The sequence below is a fragment of the Micromonospora sp. NPDC047670 genome, assembly GCF_043204915.1.
Lineage (GTDB): Bacteria > Actinomycetota > Actinomycetes > Mycobacteriales > Micromonosporaceae > Micromonospora.
On sequence record NZ_JBIDDA010000001.1, the window covers coordinates 638,695 to 653,513 of the forward strand.

12 protein-coding genes are annotated in these 14,819 nt (G+C 71.9%); 11 read left to right on the top strand and 1 reads right to left on the bottom strand.

Going from position 1 to position 14,819, the window contains the following annotated elements:
* Window positions 1-111: 111 nt before the first annotated feature.
* The 4 genes from ACGF7U_RS03105 to ACGF7U_RS03120 all read left to right on the top strand — a co-directional run bounded on the left by ACGF7U_RS03105 (window position 112) and on the right by ACGF7U_RS03120 (window position 5,877).
* Complete coding sequence (locus ACGF7U_RS03105) at window positions 112-1,365, top strand: extracellular solute-binding protein (protein WP_393102407.1); 1,254 nt, start codon at window positions 112-114, stop codon at window positions 1,363-1,365.
* The gene (locus tag ACGF7U_RS03110; protein ID WP_393102408.1) at window positions 1,365-3,005 is read left to right on the top strand and encodes an ABC transporter permease subunit; all 1,641 of its coding nucleotides are present in this window, start codon (window positions 1,365-1,367) and stop codon (window positions 3,003-3,005) included. The genes ACGF7U_RS03105 and ACGF7U_RS03110 overlap by 1 nt, the downstream gene beginning before the upstream one ends.
* Window positions 3,002-3,922: a sugar ABC transporter permease gene (locus ACGF7U_RS03115; protein ID WP_393102409.1), complete on the top strand. Its 921-nt coding sequence runs from the start codon at window positions 3,002-3,004 to the stop codon at window positions 3,920-3,922. Before ACGF7U_RS03110 ends, ACGF7U_RS03115 begins: the two co-directional genes overlap by 4 nt.
* A gap of 143 nt (window positions 3,923-4,065) precedes the next feature.
* Entirely contained in the window at window positions 4,066-5,877 is a 1,812-nt protein-coding gene (locus ACGF7U_RS03120; RefSeq protein ID WP_393102410.1) for a glycoside hydrolase family 13 protein, read from the top strand.
* 196 nt (window positions 5,878-6,073) lie between these two features.
* Here ACGF7U_RS03120 and ACGF7U_RS03125 read toward each other — a convergent pair whose 3' ends face one another.
* Window positions 6,074-6,673: a TetR/AcrR family transcriptional regulator gene (locus ACGF7U_RS03125; protein WP_393102411.1), complete on the bottom strand. Its 600-nt coding sequence runs from the start codon at window positions 6,671-6,673 to the stop codon at window positions 6,074-6,076.
* A gap of 91 nt (window positions 6,674-6,764) precedes the next feature.
* On the opposite strand from ACGF7U_RS03125, the gene ACGF7U_RS03130 reads away from it, so the two are divergent.
* The 7 genes from ACGF7U_RS03130 to ACGF7U_RS03160 all read left to right on the top strand — a co-directional run bounded on the left by ACGF7U_RS03130 (window position 6,765) and on the right by ACGF7U_RS03160 (window position 14,791).
* Window positions 6,765-7,862 (top strand): hypothetical protein, encoded by a 1,098-nt coding sequence (locus ACGF7U_RS03130; protein ID WP_393102412.1) that lies wholly within the window; start codon window positions 6,765-6,767, stop codon window positions 7,860-7,862.
* Window positions 7,863-7,909: 47 nt separating this feature from the next.
* Complete coding sequence (locus tag ACGF7U_RS03135; protein WP_393102413.1) at window positions 7,910-8,251, top strand: hypothetical protein; 342 nt, start codon at window positions 7,910-7,912, stop codon at window positions 8,249-8,251.
* Window positions 8,252-8,528: 277 nt separating this feature from the next.
* Entirely contained in the window at window positions 8,529-9,593 is a 1,065-nt protein-coding gene (locus tag ACGF7U_RS03140; RefSeq protein WP_393102414.1) for a BMP family protein, read from the top strand.
* Window positions 9,594-9,857: 264 nt separating this feature from the next.
* Window positions 9,858-11,408 carry an ABC transporter ATP-binding protein gene (locus ACGF7U_RS03145; RefSeq protein WP_393102919.1) on the top strand — a complete coding sequence of 517 codons (1,551 nt, stop codon included), beginning with the start codon at window positions 9,858-9,860 and terminating at the stop codon, window positions 11,406-11,408.
* A 22-nt stretch (window positions 11,409-11,430) separates the two neighbouring features.
* Window positions 11,431-12,792 carry an ABC transporter permease gene (locus tag ACGF7U_RS03150; RefSeq protein ID WP_393102415.1) on the top strand — a complete coding sequence of 454 codons (1,362 nt, stop codon included), beginning with the start codon at window positions 11,431-11,433 and terminating at the stop codon, window positions 12,790-12,792.
* 3 nt (window positions 12,793-12,795) lie between these two features.
* Window positions 12,796-14,076 (top strand): ABC transporter permease, encoded by a 1,281-nt coding sequence (locus ACGF7U_RS03155; protein ID WP_393102416.1) that lies wholly within the window; start codon window positions 12,796-12,798, stop codon window positions 14,074-14,076.
* Between the two features lie 13 nt (window positions 14,077-14,089).
* Window positions 14,090-14,791 carry a cytidine deaminase gene (locus tag ACGF7U_RS03160; RefSeq protein WP_393102417.1) on the top strand — a complete coding sequence of 234 codons (702 nt, stop codon included), beginning with the start codon at window positions 14,090-14,092 and terminating at the stop codon, window positions 14,789-14,791.
* Window positions 14,792-14,819: the final 28 nt, after the last annotated feature.

Genomic DNA, 14,819 nt, shown 5'->3' on the forward strand with positions numbered 1-14,819 from the left:
CGCGAGAGCAGCGGCGCAGCACGCCGGGCGCCGGTTGGCAAGAAATTTACAGAGGTTTCCACTGGCGGGTCGCCCTTCCCCCGGCGGGCCGCCATGACGACAGGAGTACCGATGCGCATCCGTACCGCGGGTGTGGTCGCCGTCCTCGGCCTGGCGCTCGCCGCCTCGGGCTGCGGCAGCGACAGCAGCGACGAGCCGGCCGCGAAGGAGTCCAGCAAGGCCGCCGCCGGCGGCAAGCTGGTGATCTGGGCCGACGACAAGCGCACCGCCGCCCTCAAGCCGTTCGCCGAGAAGTTCGGTCAGGAGAACGGCGTCACGGTCGAGGTCCAGGCCGTCTCCAAGGACCTGCAGACCAACTTCGTCACCGCCTCGCAGCAGGGCAGCGGCCCGGACGTCGTGGTCGGCGCGCACGACTGGATCGGCAACCTCGTCCAGAACGGCGCCATCGACCCCGTGCAGCTCGCCGCCGAGCAGAAGAGCGGCTTCAACGCCACCGCCGTCAAGGCCGTGACGTTCAACGGCCAGCTCTACGGCGTGCCCTACGCCATGGAGAACGTGGCGCTGATCCGCAACACCGAGCTGGCCCCCGAGGCGCCGAAGACGATCGAGGAACTGGTCGCCACCGGCAAGAAGCTCAAGGCCGAGAAGAAGGCCAGCGAGATCCTCTGCCTCCAGTCCGGCCAGAACGGCGACGCGTACCACATCTACCCGCTCTACACCTCCGGCGGCGGGTACCTCTTCGGCACGGCCGCCAACGGCGACTACGACCCGAAGGACCTGGGCGTCGGCAAGCCGGAGTCGATCGAGGCGTTCAAGAAGATCGCCAAGCTCGGTGAGAAGGGCGAGGGCGCGCTGAAGCGGTCCATCACCGGCGAGAACTCGATCGCGACCTTCACCGGCAAGAAGTGCGCCTTCCTGGTCTCCGGCCCGTGGGCCGTCGCGGACGCCAAGAAGGCCAACATCAAGTACGACATCTCCCCGGTCCCCGGCTTCGCCGGTGGCAAGGAGGCCCAGCCGTTCGTGGGCGTCCAGGCGTTCTACGTGGCGTCGAAGGGCAAGAACAAGGCCCTGGCCCAGGAGTTCGTGGCCAACCACGTCACCACCCCCGAGCTGGCCGTGGCGCTCTACAACGCCGAGCCGCGCCCGCCGGCGCTGACCGCCGCGCTCGACCAGGTCAAGGGCACCGACCCGGACCTGGCCAAGTTCCAGGAGGCCGGCAAGAACGGCCAGGTGCTCCCGGCGATCCCGGCCATGGCCACCATCTGGGACCCGTTCGGTAAGGCCGAGGCCGCCATCATCGGCGGCGCCGACCCGACCAAGACGATCACCGCGGCCGGCAAGACCATCTCCGGCCAGATCAAGTAATGAGCACGTCGCTGTCCGGCCCGGGCCCTGTCACGCAGGGCCCGGGCCGGGAGCCCGTCGGCCCCGGGCTCCCGGGCACGTCCCGTACCGCGCGGCACCACGCGCCGATCACCGCGACCGGTCTGCTCGTCAAGGTGGTCCTGCTCGGCCTGACCGCCGGGATCGCGATCTGGGCGGCGTTCCCGCTCGTCGAGGCGGAGAAGTGGATCGGGCTGGCCGTGCTGGCCGCCACCACCGCCGGGCTCTTCTACCTCTACCTGACCCGCCGGCACATCCCGGCGAAGTACCTGGTCCCCGGCACGCTCTTCCTGATCGCGTTCCAGGTGGTCCCGGTGCTCTACACGGCGAGCACCGCCTTCACGAACTTCGGCGACGGCCACCGCGGCACCAAGGACGACGCGGTCGTCGCCATCCAGACCGCCTCGGTCAAGCAGGTGCCGGGCTCGACCGAGTACGCCCTGTCGATCGCCACCAAGGGCGACCCCGCGACCGGCCCGCTCGTCTTCCTGGTCTCCGACCCGGCCACCGGCGTGGTGTCGGCCGGCGACACCGGCGGGCTGCGCCGGCTCGACGCCGGCCAGGTCACCGTCGCGCCCGGCGGCAAGGTCACCGCCGCCGAGGGCTACACCGTGCTCAACTTCGGCCAGGCCAGCGCGCGCAGCCAGGAGATCACCGACCTGGTGGTGCCGACCTCCGGGGGCGCGCTGCGCTCCGCCGGCCTGTCCCGCGCCTACGAGGGCAAGGCGGTCCGGGCGTACGACGCCGGCTGCGACTGCGTCCGGGACAGCGAGACCGGCAAGACCTGGACGGCCGACGAGGACACCGGCGCCTTCGTGGCCGCCGACGGCGAGCGGCTGGCCCAGGGCTGGAAGGTCACCGTCGGGCTGGAGAACTTCTCCCGGGTGCTCACCGACCCGGCCATCTCCGGCCCGTTCTTCGGCACCCTGCTGTGGAACTTCGCCTTCGCCATCAGCTCCACCGGCGGCACGTTCCTCCTGGGCATGTTCATCGCCCTGGCGCTGCACTCGCCCCGGATGCGCGGCACCAACCTCTACCGGATCCTGCTGATCCTGCCGTACGCCATGCCGTCCTTCGCGATGCTGCTGGTCTGGCGGGACATGTTCAACACCGACTTCGGCCTGATCAACAACCTGTTCGGGCTCGGGGTGGACTGGTTCGGCCAGGAGTGGTCGGCCCGGATCGCGGTGATCCTGGTGCAGCTCTGGCTGGGCTACCCGTACATGTTCCTGGTCGCCACGGGCGCGCTCCAGGCCATCCCCAAGGAGCTGACCGAGGCGACCTCGGTCGACGGCGCGTCGCCCTGGCAGTCGTTCCGGGCGGTCACCCTGCCGCTGCTGCTGGTCGCGCTCTCCCCGCTGCTGATCGCGTCGTTCGCGTACAACTTCAACAACTTCAACGCGATCTACCTGACCACCGAGGGCGGCCCCTTCCCGGCGGACAACCCGACGGCGGGGGCGACCGACCTGCTCATCACGTACACCTACCGGCTGGCCTTCGGCGCCCAGGGCGCCCAGTTCGGCCTGGCGGCCGCGGTGTCGATCTTCATCTTCACCATCGTCGCGGTGGTGTCCGCGGTGAGCTTCCGGCGCACCCGCAAGCAGGAGGAGGTGTACTCGTGACCTCACCCAGCGGCGCTCGGGGCGCGGGGACCGCAACGGCCCCGGCCGCCAACCGCAACGCGGGCCGGGGCCGCAACCGGTGGTTCGCCCAGGTCGGCTGGCGCCACCTGGTCGGCGTGCTGGCGGTCGCGTTCAGCCTCTTCCCGATCCTGTTCGTGCTGTCGGCCGCGCTCAACCCGCTCGGCACGCTCTCCTCGACGGAGCTGCTGCCGACCGGGGCGTCCTTCGAGAACTTCACGAACCTGTTCGACCGCACGGCGTTCGGGTGGTGGTTCCTCAACTCCCTGCTGATCGCCGGGGTGGCCTCGTTCGCGTCGGTCTTCCTGTCGGCGCTGGCCGCGTACGCCTTCTCCCGGATGCGCTTCTCCGGTCGCCGGGTCGGGCTGCTCTCGCTGCTGCTGATCCAGATGTTCCCGCAGTTCCTGGCGATCGTGGCGATCTTCCTGATCTTCACGACGATCACCGACCTGTGGCCGGCGATCGGCTTCAACACCCCGTGGGGCCTGCTGCTGCTCTACCTGGGCGGCGCGCTGGGCGTGAACACCTGGCTGATGAAGGGCTTCTTCGACACGCTTCCCCGGGAGCTGGACGAGTCGGCCACGATGGACGGCGCCACGCACGCCCAGGTCTTCTTCCGGATCATGCTGCCGCTGGTGGCGCCGATCCTGGCGGTGACCGGCCTGCTCGCCTTCATCGGCACCATCAACGAGTTCCTGATGGCGAACGTCTTCCTGACCAACAGCGAGTCCAAGACCCTCGCGGTCGGCATGTTCGGTCTCGTGGCCGGGGAGCGGAACAACAACTTCGGCATCTTCGCGGCGGGCACGCTGCTCACCGCGATCCCCACGGTGCTGGTCTTCCAACTGGTCCAGCGCTACATCGTCTCCGGCCTCACCGCCGGAGCAGTCAAAGGCTGAGCCTCCTCGGCTCACCGCTGCGGCAAGGGCGTCGGCGTCCGACGTACACCGGAGCAGTCACGGGTCGACCGCCGCGGTCGGGAAACCGGCCGTGGCGGGTGACCTCTTTCTCTCCCCGTCCATCCGACGCGAAAGGCACCGCCATGTCCCTGTTGCCGCACCACGACGGATCCGCCCTGTACGTCCCCGAGCAGGAGCCCTCGCTCGGCGACACCGTCGACGTCTTCGTCCGGGTGCCGGCCGGCGCCGACGTCCGCCAGGTGCACGTGCGCACCACCCGCGACGGCGAGCCCCGGTTCACCGAGGCGGTCGTCGACCGCACCGACGGCGGCGACGTCTGGTGGCGGGTCCCGGTCGAGGCCCGCAACCCGATCAGCAACTACCGGTTCATGCTGACCGGCAGCCGCGGCTACCGCTGGCTGAACGCCGCCGGCGTGGTGAGCCACGACGTGCCGGACAACGGCGACTTCAAGCTGGTCACCCACGCCCCGCCGCCGGCCTGGGCGCGCGACGCGGTGATCTACGAGATCTTCCCGGACCGGTTCGCCCGCTCCGCCGCCGCCGACGGGCGGGAACTGCCGGACTGGGCGATCCCGTGCGACTGGGACACGCCGGTGATCGGGCGCGGCCCGGAGACCCCCTACCAGTTCTACGGTGGCGACCTGGACGGCATCACCGGGCGGCTGGACCACCTGGACCGGCTCGGCGTGAACACGGTCTACCTCACCCCGATCTTCCCGGCCCGCTCCAACCACCGCTACGACGCCGCCAACTTCGACACCGTCGACCCCCTGCTCGGCGGGGACGCCGCGCTGGTCCGCCTCGCCGACGCCGTACGCGCCCGCGGCTGGCGGCTGCTGGGCGACATCACCAGCAACCACACCGGCGACGCGCACGAGTGGTTCACCAGGGCCGCCTCCGACGTGTCCGCGCCGGAGCGAGAGATGTACTACTTCGACGAGGTGACCGGCGACTACGAGTCCTGGAACGGGGTCAAGTCGCTGCCGAAGCTGAACTGGGGCAGCGCCGAGCTGCGCCGGCGTTTCGCCACCGCCGAGGACTCGCTGCTGCGCCACTGGCTGCGCCCGCCGTACGGGCTGGACGGCTGGCGGGTGGACGTGGCGAACATGACCGGACGGCGGGGCGCCGACGCGTACACCCACGAGGTGGCGGCGCTGCTGCGGCGGGTGGTCGCCGAGACGCGCGCCGACGGCCTGCTGCTGGCCGAGCACGGCCACGACCACACCGGCGACCTGGACCGCGACGGCTGGCACGGGACGATGAACTACGTCGGCTTCACCGACCCGGTCTGGTCCTGGCTGCGGCAGGGCGACGACCCGGTGCCGAACTTCCTCGGCATCCCCGGCGGGGTGGCGCGGCGCGACGCGGACGCCGTGCTGGCCACCATGAACGCCTACCGGTCGCTGGTCTCGTGGCGGTCGTACACCCACTCGTGGCAGCTGCTCAGCTCGCACGACTCCGCCCGGATCCGCACGGTGGTCGGCGACGCCGCGCGGCAGGAGGTCGCCGCGGGGCTGCTCGTCACCATGCCGGGCACCCCGGTGATCTTCGCCGGGGACGAGCTGGGCCTGACCGGCACCAACGGGGAGGGCTCGCGGACCCCGATGCCGTGGCACCGGCCCGAGACCTGGGACGCCGCCACGTTCGCCAGCTACCGGGCGCTGGTCGCGCTGCGCCGCGCCGAGCCCGCGCTGCGCCACGGCGGGCTGCGCTGGCTGCACCACGACGCGGACACCCTGGTCTTCCTGCGGGAGGCGCCGACCGGCACCGTGCTGGTGCTGGCCCGCCGGGCCGCCGGCACTCCGGTCCGGCTGGTCGGGCTGCCGGCCGGCGAGAACGTGTACGGCGGTGCCCCCGCCCTCCGCCCCGACGCCGACGGCGCGGTCACCCTGCCCGCCGACGGCCCCACGTTCCAGGCCTGGCGCCTGGCCTGACCCCGCCCCGCCCCGCCCCGCCCCGCCCCGCCCCGCCCCGCCCCGCCCCGCCCCGCCCCGCCCCGCGATCCTGCGGTCGTGGTCCCGACGCAAGGGATTTTCCGCCCAGATCGAGGGCGGAAGGTGCAAGATCGCCGCGCCGGCCGAGCCGGGGCGGGGGAAGGGGCGGGGTAGGGGTAGGGGTGGGTGGGGTGGGTCAGGGGGCGAGGAGGGCGCGGACGCCGGCGAGGTAGGTGGCACGGTCCGGGCTGCCGGTGAGGAGCCGCTGGAGGAACCAGCCGGGAACCAGGGCGAACAGGGCTGAGGCCACGGCCTCCGGGTCGGCGTCGGCCGCCACCTCGCCGGTGCCCTGGGCGCGCCGGGCGAGCGCCTCGAAGTGGCGGCGCATGTCGTCGTACTTGCCGGCGACGAACCCGGCCAGCACCGGGTCCCGCTGCGCCTCGCTCCAGACCTGGATCGCGATCCGCAGGACGCCGTCGTCGCCGAGTTGGGTCTCCACGTACGCCAGCGCGCGGTCGAGCGCCTCGACCAGGGGGAGCGGGGGCTCCTGGCGCAGCACCTCGTCGAGGACGACCACGGCGCCGCCGATCGCCTCCTCGGCGATCGCGTTGATCAGATCTGCCTTGCTCGGGAAGTAGCGGTAGACGGCGCCCACCGAGAGGCCGGCCTCGGCGATCACGTCCTGCATCGTCGTGCGGTGGAAGCCCTCCCGGAGGAAGCACCGGCGGGCCGCGTCGACGATCTGGCGGCGGCGGGCGGCGAGGTGTTCCGGGGAGACGCGTGGCACGGGATACATCGTAAAGCGAACGTTCGTTCTTGACAGACGGGCCCGGCGGGAGCAACCTGGAATCGCTAAAAGAACGAGCGTTCGTTTTTAGGAGGCCATCATGTCGACCCGCACCCGGCCGCCCCTGCCGGCCGCCCTCGGCGTCGCCGCCCTGGCGGCGGTCCTGTTGGCGCTGCTCGTACCCCTCTTCGCGGCTCCGGCGATCAACCTGGCGCCGCGCGACCTGCCCGTCGCCGTCGCCGGCCCGGCGCCCGCCGCGGGCGACCTGGCCGCCCGCCTCGCGGCCGCGCGGCCGGGGGCGTTCGACGTCACCACGCTGCCGGACGGCGCGGCCGCCGACCGGGCGCTGCGCGAGAGGCAGGTGTACGCGGCCTTCGTGGTCGGCCCCGACGGCGTCGCCCTGCACACCGCGCCGGCCGCCAGCCCGACGGTCGCCGCGCTGCTCACCGAGGCGTCCGCCCAGCTCTCCGCGGGTCGCCCGGTGCCGGTGGTCGCGGTGGTCCCCGGCGCCCCGGACGATCCCCGGGGCGCCGGCTTCGCGGCCGGCTTCCTGCCGTTCGCGATGGCGAGCATGGCGGCCGGCGCGCTGCTGATCCTCCTGGTGACCGGCCGGGTCGCCCGGCTGTTCGGCCTGGCGGCCTTCGGCGTCCTCGCCGGGGGTGTCGCCGCGGCCGTGCTGCACGGCTGGCTCGGCGTGCTCGACGGCGACCCGCTGGCCGAGGCGGCGGCGGCCGGGCTCTTCGCCCTGGCGAGCGCGGCCACCGTGGCGGGCCTCGGGGCGCTGCTCGGCCGGGCGGGGATCGGCCTGGGCGCGCTGCTGGTCTTCCTGGTCGGCAACCCTCTCTCGGCGGTCGGCGCGGCCCCGGAGCTGCTGCCGCAGCCCTGGGGAGCGGTCGGCCAGTTCCTGCCGGTGGGCGCGGGCGGCACCCTGCTCCGTTCGGTGACCTTCTTCGACGGCGCCGGGGCCGGCCGGCCGCTCGCGGTCCTGGCCGGCTACGCGCTGGTCGGGCTGCTGCTGGTGGCGGTGTCGCGCCGGCCGGCCGGCCCCGCCGTGGCCCGTCCGTCGGGTCCCGCCGACGTCCCCGTGGCCGGGCCGTCCCGCCCGGACGGCGGGGCGGCGCAGCCCTCCCACCCGGACGGCGCGACGGCGGGGGCGCCGCGCCGGGCCGGCTCCCGGGCGGCGACGGACACGACCTGACGTGACCGGCTACTACGATCCGTCGTTGATGAGGGAGGATGGTGCGCGTGGAAGCTCTCAGACTGATACTGCGCTACATCCATCTGATCGGTTTCGCCCTGCTGCTGGGCGGCGCGATCGTCCAGTACGTCAGCGGCAAGCTGCGGATCAACCCGGCCATGCTCTGGGGGTCCGTGATCATGCTGCTGACCGGGATCGGTCTCTCCGCGCCGCTGCGCGACGGGGACGAGCCGGACCCGGCGAAACTTGTTACCAAGTTGGTGCTCGCGCTGCTGATCTTCGTCATGGTCTTCTTCTCCCGGAAGCGCGACGTGGTCGCCCGTGGCCACTTCCTCGCGATCGTCGGGTTGACCCTGGTCAACGCGGCGGTGGCGGTCTTCTGGCGGTAACGTTTCCGGCAGGGGACGCCCCGCAGGAGCGGACGTTCCGCAGCGCCTCGGCGCTCATCTACCAGCACTCAGAGTGATCTGCCCCACCTAAGGGTTACGTAGGGGTAACAGGCGCTCAACAGTCGTGCACGATTGTCGGCCGGTGGGTGGGCGCGGGCGTACGCTCCCGTCCGTAACGTGGGACGCCGGCGGCGCAGCGCAGGCCGGCTCAAAGGGCTGCCACCGTGCAGGACGCGGTGTGCAATGGGAAGGAGACGTCTTGCGCTCGGTGCGTGGGATGCGGATTGCCTCGGTCTTCGCGGTGGGTGGGCTCGTGCTGAGCGCCGCCGCGTGCGGTGAGGCTCCCGAGGACAACAACAACGCCGGCAGCGGCGACAAGAAGTACAGCGCCTGCATGGTGACCGACGTCGGCGGCATCGACGACAAGTCGTTCAACACCTCGGCGTGGCAGGGCCTCGAGGCGGCCAAGAAGGCCAACGACAACATCGACATCAAGTACGTCGCGTCGAAGGCCGAGGCGGACTACGAGGTCAACCTGACCCAGTACGTCAACCAGAAGTGCGACTTCATCCTGGCCGTCGGTGGCCTGATGGGTGACGCCACCTCCAAGATCGCCAAGGCGAACCCGAACCAGCAGTTCGGCATCGTCGACGCGAAGCTGCCGGAGAGCAACGTCTACCCGATGCAGTTCGACACCGCCCAGGCCGGCTTCCTCGCCGGTTACCTGGCCGCCGGCATGACCACGAGCGGCACGGTGGGCACCTACGGCGGTCTGCCGATCCCGCCGGTCACCATCTTCATGGACGGGTACGTCGACGGCGTCGCCCACTACAACAAGACGAAGAGCAAGACCGTCAAGGTCGTCGGCTGGGACAAGGCCGCCCAGAAGGGCTCCTTCACCAACGACTTCGTCAAGCAGGACGAGGGCAAGAAGGTCAGCGACGCGCTGGTCGCCCAGGGCGCCGACATCATCATGCCGGTCGCCGGCGGCGCGGGCCTCGGCACCACCGGCGCGGCCAAGGCGTCGGGCGGCAAGTACAACACCATCTGGGTGGACGTCGACGGCTGCGAGAGCACCCCGGACTGCTCGGCCATCATCACCACGGTCGAGAAGAACATCCCGGACGCCGTCAAGGAGGCCGTCGTCAAGGCCGCCAACGGCGAGAAGCTCGCGCACGACCCGGGCTACCTGGGCAACCTCGCCAACAACGGCGTCGGGCTCGCCCCGTACCACGAGTTCGACGGCAAGGTCCCGGCCGAGCTGAAGGCCGAGATCGACAAGCTGAAGGCGGACATCGCCGCCGGCACCGTCACCGTCACCTCCAAGGCCCAGCCGAAGTGAGGCACCGCCGGCCACCCGCGGTGAGACGATCACCGGGGTAGGCCGGCGGGCGGTACAGCACGACGATCCGGCCGCCCCGGCGTCGCGGGGACACCCCCACGGCGCCGGGGCGGCCGATCCGCTCCACCCCGACGACGGCCCCGCGCCGCGAGCGGTCCGCCGGCAGCTACGCTGCACCATCGCTTCGCACTCCAGGAGGTTGCGCTGAGACTCGAACTGCGCGGCATCACCAAGCGGTTCGGTGATCTGGTCGCCAACGACCACATCGACCTGACGGTGGAGCCTGGAGAGATCCACGCCCTGCTCGGCGAGAACGGCGCGGGCAAGTCGACCCTGATGAACGTGCTCTACGGGCTCTACCAGCCCGACGAGGGCGAGATCCTGGTCGACGGCAAGCCGTTGAAGCTGAGGGGGCCGTCGGACGCGATCGCGGCCGGGATCGGCATGGTGCACCAGCACTTCATGCTGGTGCCGGTCTTCACCGTCGCCGAGAACATCATGCTCGGCGCCGAGCAGGTCAAGGGCGGCATCGTCGGCTTCCTGGACCGGCGGCGGGCCCGGCGCGAGGTCGCCGAGGTCTCCGAGCGGTACAACCTGCGGGTCGACCCGGACGCGGTGATCGAGGACCTGCCGGTCGGCATCCAGCAGCGGGTGGAGATCGTCAAGGCGCTCACCCGCGACGTCGACCTGCTCATCCTCGACGAGCCGACGGCCGTGCTCACCCCGCAGGAGACCGAGGAACTGCTCGCCGTCATGCGGTCGCTCAAGGCCGCCGGCAAGTCGATCGTCTTCATCACCCACAAGCTGGGCGAGGTCAAGGCGATCGCCGACCGGATCACCGTCATCCGGCGCGGGAGGACCGTCGGCACCGCCTCCCCCGAGGCGAGCCGGGACGAGCTGGCCGCGCTCATGGTCGGCCGCAGCGTCCGGCTCACCGTCGAGAAGCAGCCGGCCACCCCCGGCAAGCCGGTCCTGGAGGTCGCCGGCCTGGTCGTCGACGACGACCGGCAGATCCGGGCGGTCGACGGGGTCGACCTGACCGTGCACGCGGGCGAGGTGCTCGGCGTGGCGGGCGTGCAGGGCAACGGCCAGACCGAGCTGATCGAGGCGATCATGGGGCTGCGTCCGACGCTCGCCGGCACGATCACGCTCGACGGGCAGCAGGTCAACGGCTGGCCGACCAAGAAGGTGCTCCGCGCCGGGGTCGGCTACGTGCCGGAGGACCGCAGCGTCGACGGCGTGGTCAAGGAGTTCTCCGTCGCGGAGAACCTGGTGCTCGACATCTACGACCGGCCGCCCTTCGGCAAGGGCCTGGCGCTCAAGCCGGACGCCATCGCCGCGTCGGCGAAGGAGCGGATCGCGCAGTTCGACGTCCGCACCTCCTCGCCCGACGCGCCGGTCGGCACCCTCTCCGGCGGCAACCAGCAGAAGGTGATCGTGGCCCGGGAGCTGTCCCGGCCGCTGAAGCTCTTCATCGCCGCCCAGCCGACCCGCGGCGTCGACGTCGGGTCGATCGAGTTCATCCACAGCCGGGTCATCCGCGAGCGGGACGTCGGCACCGCGGTCATGGTGGTCTCCAGCGAGCTCGACGAGGTGATCGGCCTGGCCGACCGGATCGCGGTGATGTACCGCGGCCGGATCATCGGCATCGTCGGCCCGGACACCCCGCGCGAGGAGATCGGCCTGCTGATGGCCGGCATCACCCCCGACGCGGCGTCCCCCGCCGCGACCGGCACGACCCCGGCCGCGCCGACGGCCGACGGCGGCGCGGTGGCCCCGGCCGCCGAGGGCCCTGGTAACGAGGACGAGGCATGAGCAAGCGGAGCGGAGTGCCGGCATGAGCAACCCGAACCCCGGGTCGGGCTCCCCGGACAACCCGAACCCCCAGACGGGCTCCCCCGACAAGCAGCCGGCGACCGAGGCGCAGGCCGCGCGGACCGCGCTCGGCAACACCGAGCGCGCCGAGGCGGCCACCTCCGGGAGGCAGCCGGCCCCGGAGGCGAAACCCTCGCTGGGGCGGCTGTTCCTGGACAACCTCTGGGCCGCGAACACCTTCACGGTGACCCTGCTCTCGCTGGTCCTGGCGATGGTCGTCGGCGCGGTGCTGATGATCGTCTCCGACCCCGAGGTGCTGGCCACCTACAGCTACATCACCGCCCGGCCGTCCGACGCGCTGAACGCGAGCTGGACGCTGGTCAGCGAGGCGTACGGGAACCTCTTCAAGGGCGCGATCTTCGACCCCGAGGCGGTCGGCTTCCAGGCCGTGATGAGCCCGATCTCCGAGACGCTCACCTACACCGCGCCGCTGGTCTTCACCGGCCTGTCGGTGGCGCTGGCGTTCCGGGGCGGCCTGTTCAACATCGGCGCCCAGGGCCAGGCCACCATGGGCGTGATCCTGGCCGCGCTGGCCGGCTTCCTGCTCCCGCTGCCGCCTGGGCTGCACCTGCTCGTCGCGGTGCTCGCCGGCGCGCTCGGCGGGGCGATCTGGGGCTTCGTCCCGGGCATCCTCAAGGCGCGCACCGGCGCCCACGAGGTGATCAACACGATCATGCTCAACTACATCGCCACGTACTTCCTGACCTGGATCATCGTGCAGAACGGCATCCAGGACCCGAACCGCACGGACGCGATCAGCCGGCCGGTCGACGGCTCGGCCCAGCTGCCCCGGCTGCTCGGCGACAACCTGCGGGTGCACGCCGGCATCATCCTGGCGGTGCTGGCGACCTGGGCGGTCTGGTGGCTGCTGAACCGGTCCACGCTCGGCTTCGAGCTGCGCGCCGTCGGCGCCAACCCGGACGCCGCGCGGACCGCCGGCATCAGCGTCACCCGGACGTACGTCCTGATCATGGTCTTCGCCGGGATCCTGGCCGGCCTCGGCGGCTCCAACATGGTGCTCGGCTCCACCGCCAGCGCGCTGACCCCGCTGGTGGTCGCGCAGATCGGCTTCGACGGCATCCTGGTGGCGCTGCTCGGCCGGGTGAAGCCGTGGGGCGTGGCGCTGGCCGCGCTGCTCTTCGGCGCGCTCCAGGCCGGCGGCAACCGGATGCAGTCCTACTCGGGGATCTCACTGGAGCTGGTCACCGTGCTCCAGGCGCTGATCGTCATCTTCATCGCCGCGCCGGCCCTGGTGAAGGCGATCTTCCAGCTCCGGGCCGCCCGCGCCGCCCGGTTGCAGACGAGCCTGGCGAAGGGCTGGTAAGTCATGTCCACCATGGCTGTCGAAGACGTCGCGGTCGCCCCCGTCGACCAGGGCTTCTGGACCCGTACCCGCAAGGTCGGCGCCGTGCTGCTCGCCCTCGGCCTGCTGGCGACGGTGCTGTTCGGGGCGCTCGCCACCGGCGAGCTGGCCCGCTTCACCCTCAGCGAGGACGCCGCCGGCGCCGCGCTGAAGATCGACGGCACGCTGGGCGCGATCCTCTTCGGGCTCGTCGCGGTGGCCGCCGGCGGCGCGATGCTCGCCGGGCTGCCGAAGCGCTGGTTCACCCTGGTGCTCGGCGTCGGCCTGCTCGGCTTCGTGCTGTCGTTCCTCTGCTGGCAGGTCTCCGCCGCGCCGGCCGGGCAGAACTTCATGCCGCTGGTCAACATCGTCCGGGGCACGTTCATCCTGGCCCTGCCGCTGGTCTTCGGCGCCCTGGCCGGCGTGCTCTGCGAGCGCTCCGGCGTGGTCAACGTGGCCATCGAGGGGCAGTTGCTGATGGGCGCCTTCAGCGGCGCGCTCTTCGGCAGCCTCTCCGGCAACGTCTGGGTGGGCCTGGTCGCGGCGGCGATCGGCGGCGCGTTCATCTCGCTGCTGCTGGCCGTCTTCTCGATCCGCTACCTGGTCGACCAGGTGGTCATGGGCATCGTGCTCAACCTGCTGGCGGTCGGCGTCACCGGCTTCCTCTACGAGCGGCTGATGCAGACCGACGCGCAGAAATACAACAGCGCCCCCCGGTTCAGCAACTGGGAGATCCCGCTGCTGTCGGACATCCCGCTGCTCGGGCCGGCGCTGTTCCGGGGCAACATCTTCCTCTACCTCGGCCTGCTGCTGGTGCTGGTCATCCACATCGCGCTGTTCCGCACCCGGTGGGGCCTGCGGACCCGCTCGGTCGGCGAGCACCCGACCGCCGCCGACACCCTGGGCGTCCGCGTGCTCGGGCTGCGCTACCGCAACGTGCTGCTCGCCGGGGTGGTCGCCGGCATCGGCGGCGCCTCGTACACGCTGGCGCTCTACTCCTTCACGAAGAACATGATCGGCGGGAAGGGCTTCATCGCCCTCGCCGCACTGATCTTCGGCCGGTGGAGCCCGACGGGGGCGCTGCTCGCGGCGCTCTTCTTCGGCTTCGCCGACCAGCTCGCCACGTACCTGGGCGCCATCAACAGCGTGATCCCGAGCCAGTTCCTGGCCATGCTGCCCTACCTGGCGACGATCCTGGCGGTGGCCGGGCTGGTCGGCCGGGTCCGGGCGCCGGCCGCCGACGGCAAGCCGTACATCAAGGGCTGACGGGGGACGCGACATGGAGATCGACTGGGAGCGGCTGCGGGCCGCCGCCACCGAGGTGATGCGGCACGCGTACGTGCCGTACTCGAAGTTCCCGGTCGGCGCCGCCGCGCTGGTCGACGACGGCCGGGTGGTGGTCGGCTGCAACGTGGAGAACGCCGCGTACGGCGTGGTGCTCTGCGCCGAGTGCGGCGTGGTCTCCTCGCTGCACGCCACCGGCGGCGGCCGGATCGTGGCCCTGTCCTGCGTCGACGCCACCGGCGAGCCGCTGATGCCGTGCGGCCGCTGCCGCCAGCTGCTCTGGGAGCAGGGCGGCCCGGAGTGCCTGATCGAGAGCAAGGGCGGCCCGCTGCGGATGGCCGAGCTGTTGCCGCACGCCTTCGACGTGGCCGACCTGGAGGCCGTGACCGGCGAGACGCCGGTGCCGGTGGTGCCGGAGCGGCTGGCCGCCTGGCGCGGCCGGGGCACGGTCTTCGTGCACCCCGACCTGTCCGCCGGCCAGCAGGTCTGGACGGCCTACTGGGAGCGGTCCGCGGGGGACAGCGAGGGTGCCGAGACCGGCGTGCTGGAGGAGGGCCCGAGCTGGGACGACCCGGCGGAGGCGATCACCTGGGGACTGGCCCGCACGCCCCGGGTCGTGGTCGTGGACGCCTCGGGCACGATCTTCTGGGCCGGCGAGGGTGAGCCGCCGATGGAGATCCCGGTTCGCTGGGGCTGAGCTTCGGGGACGGGCCGACCGTGCCCGG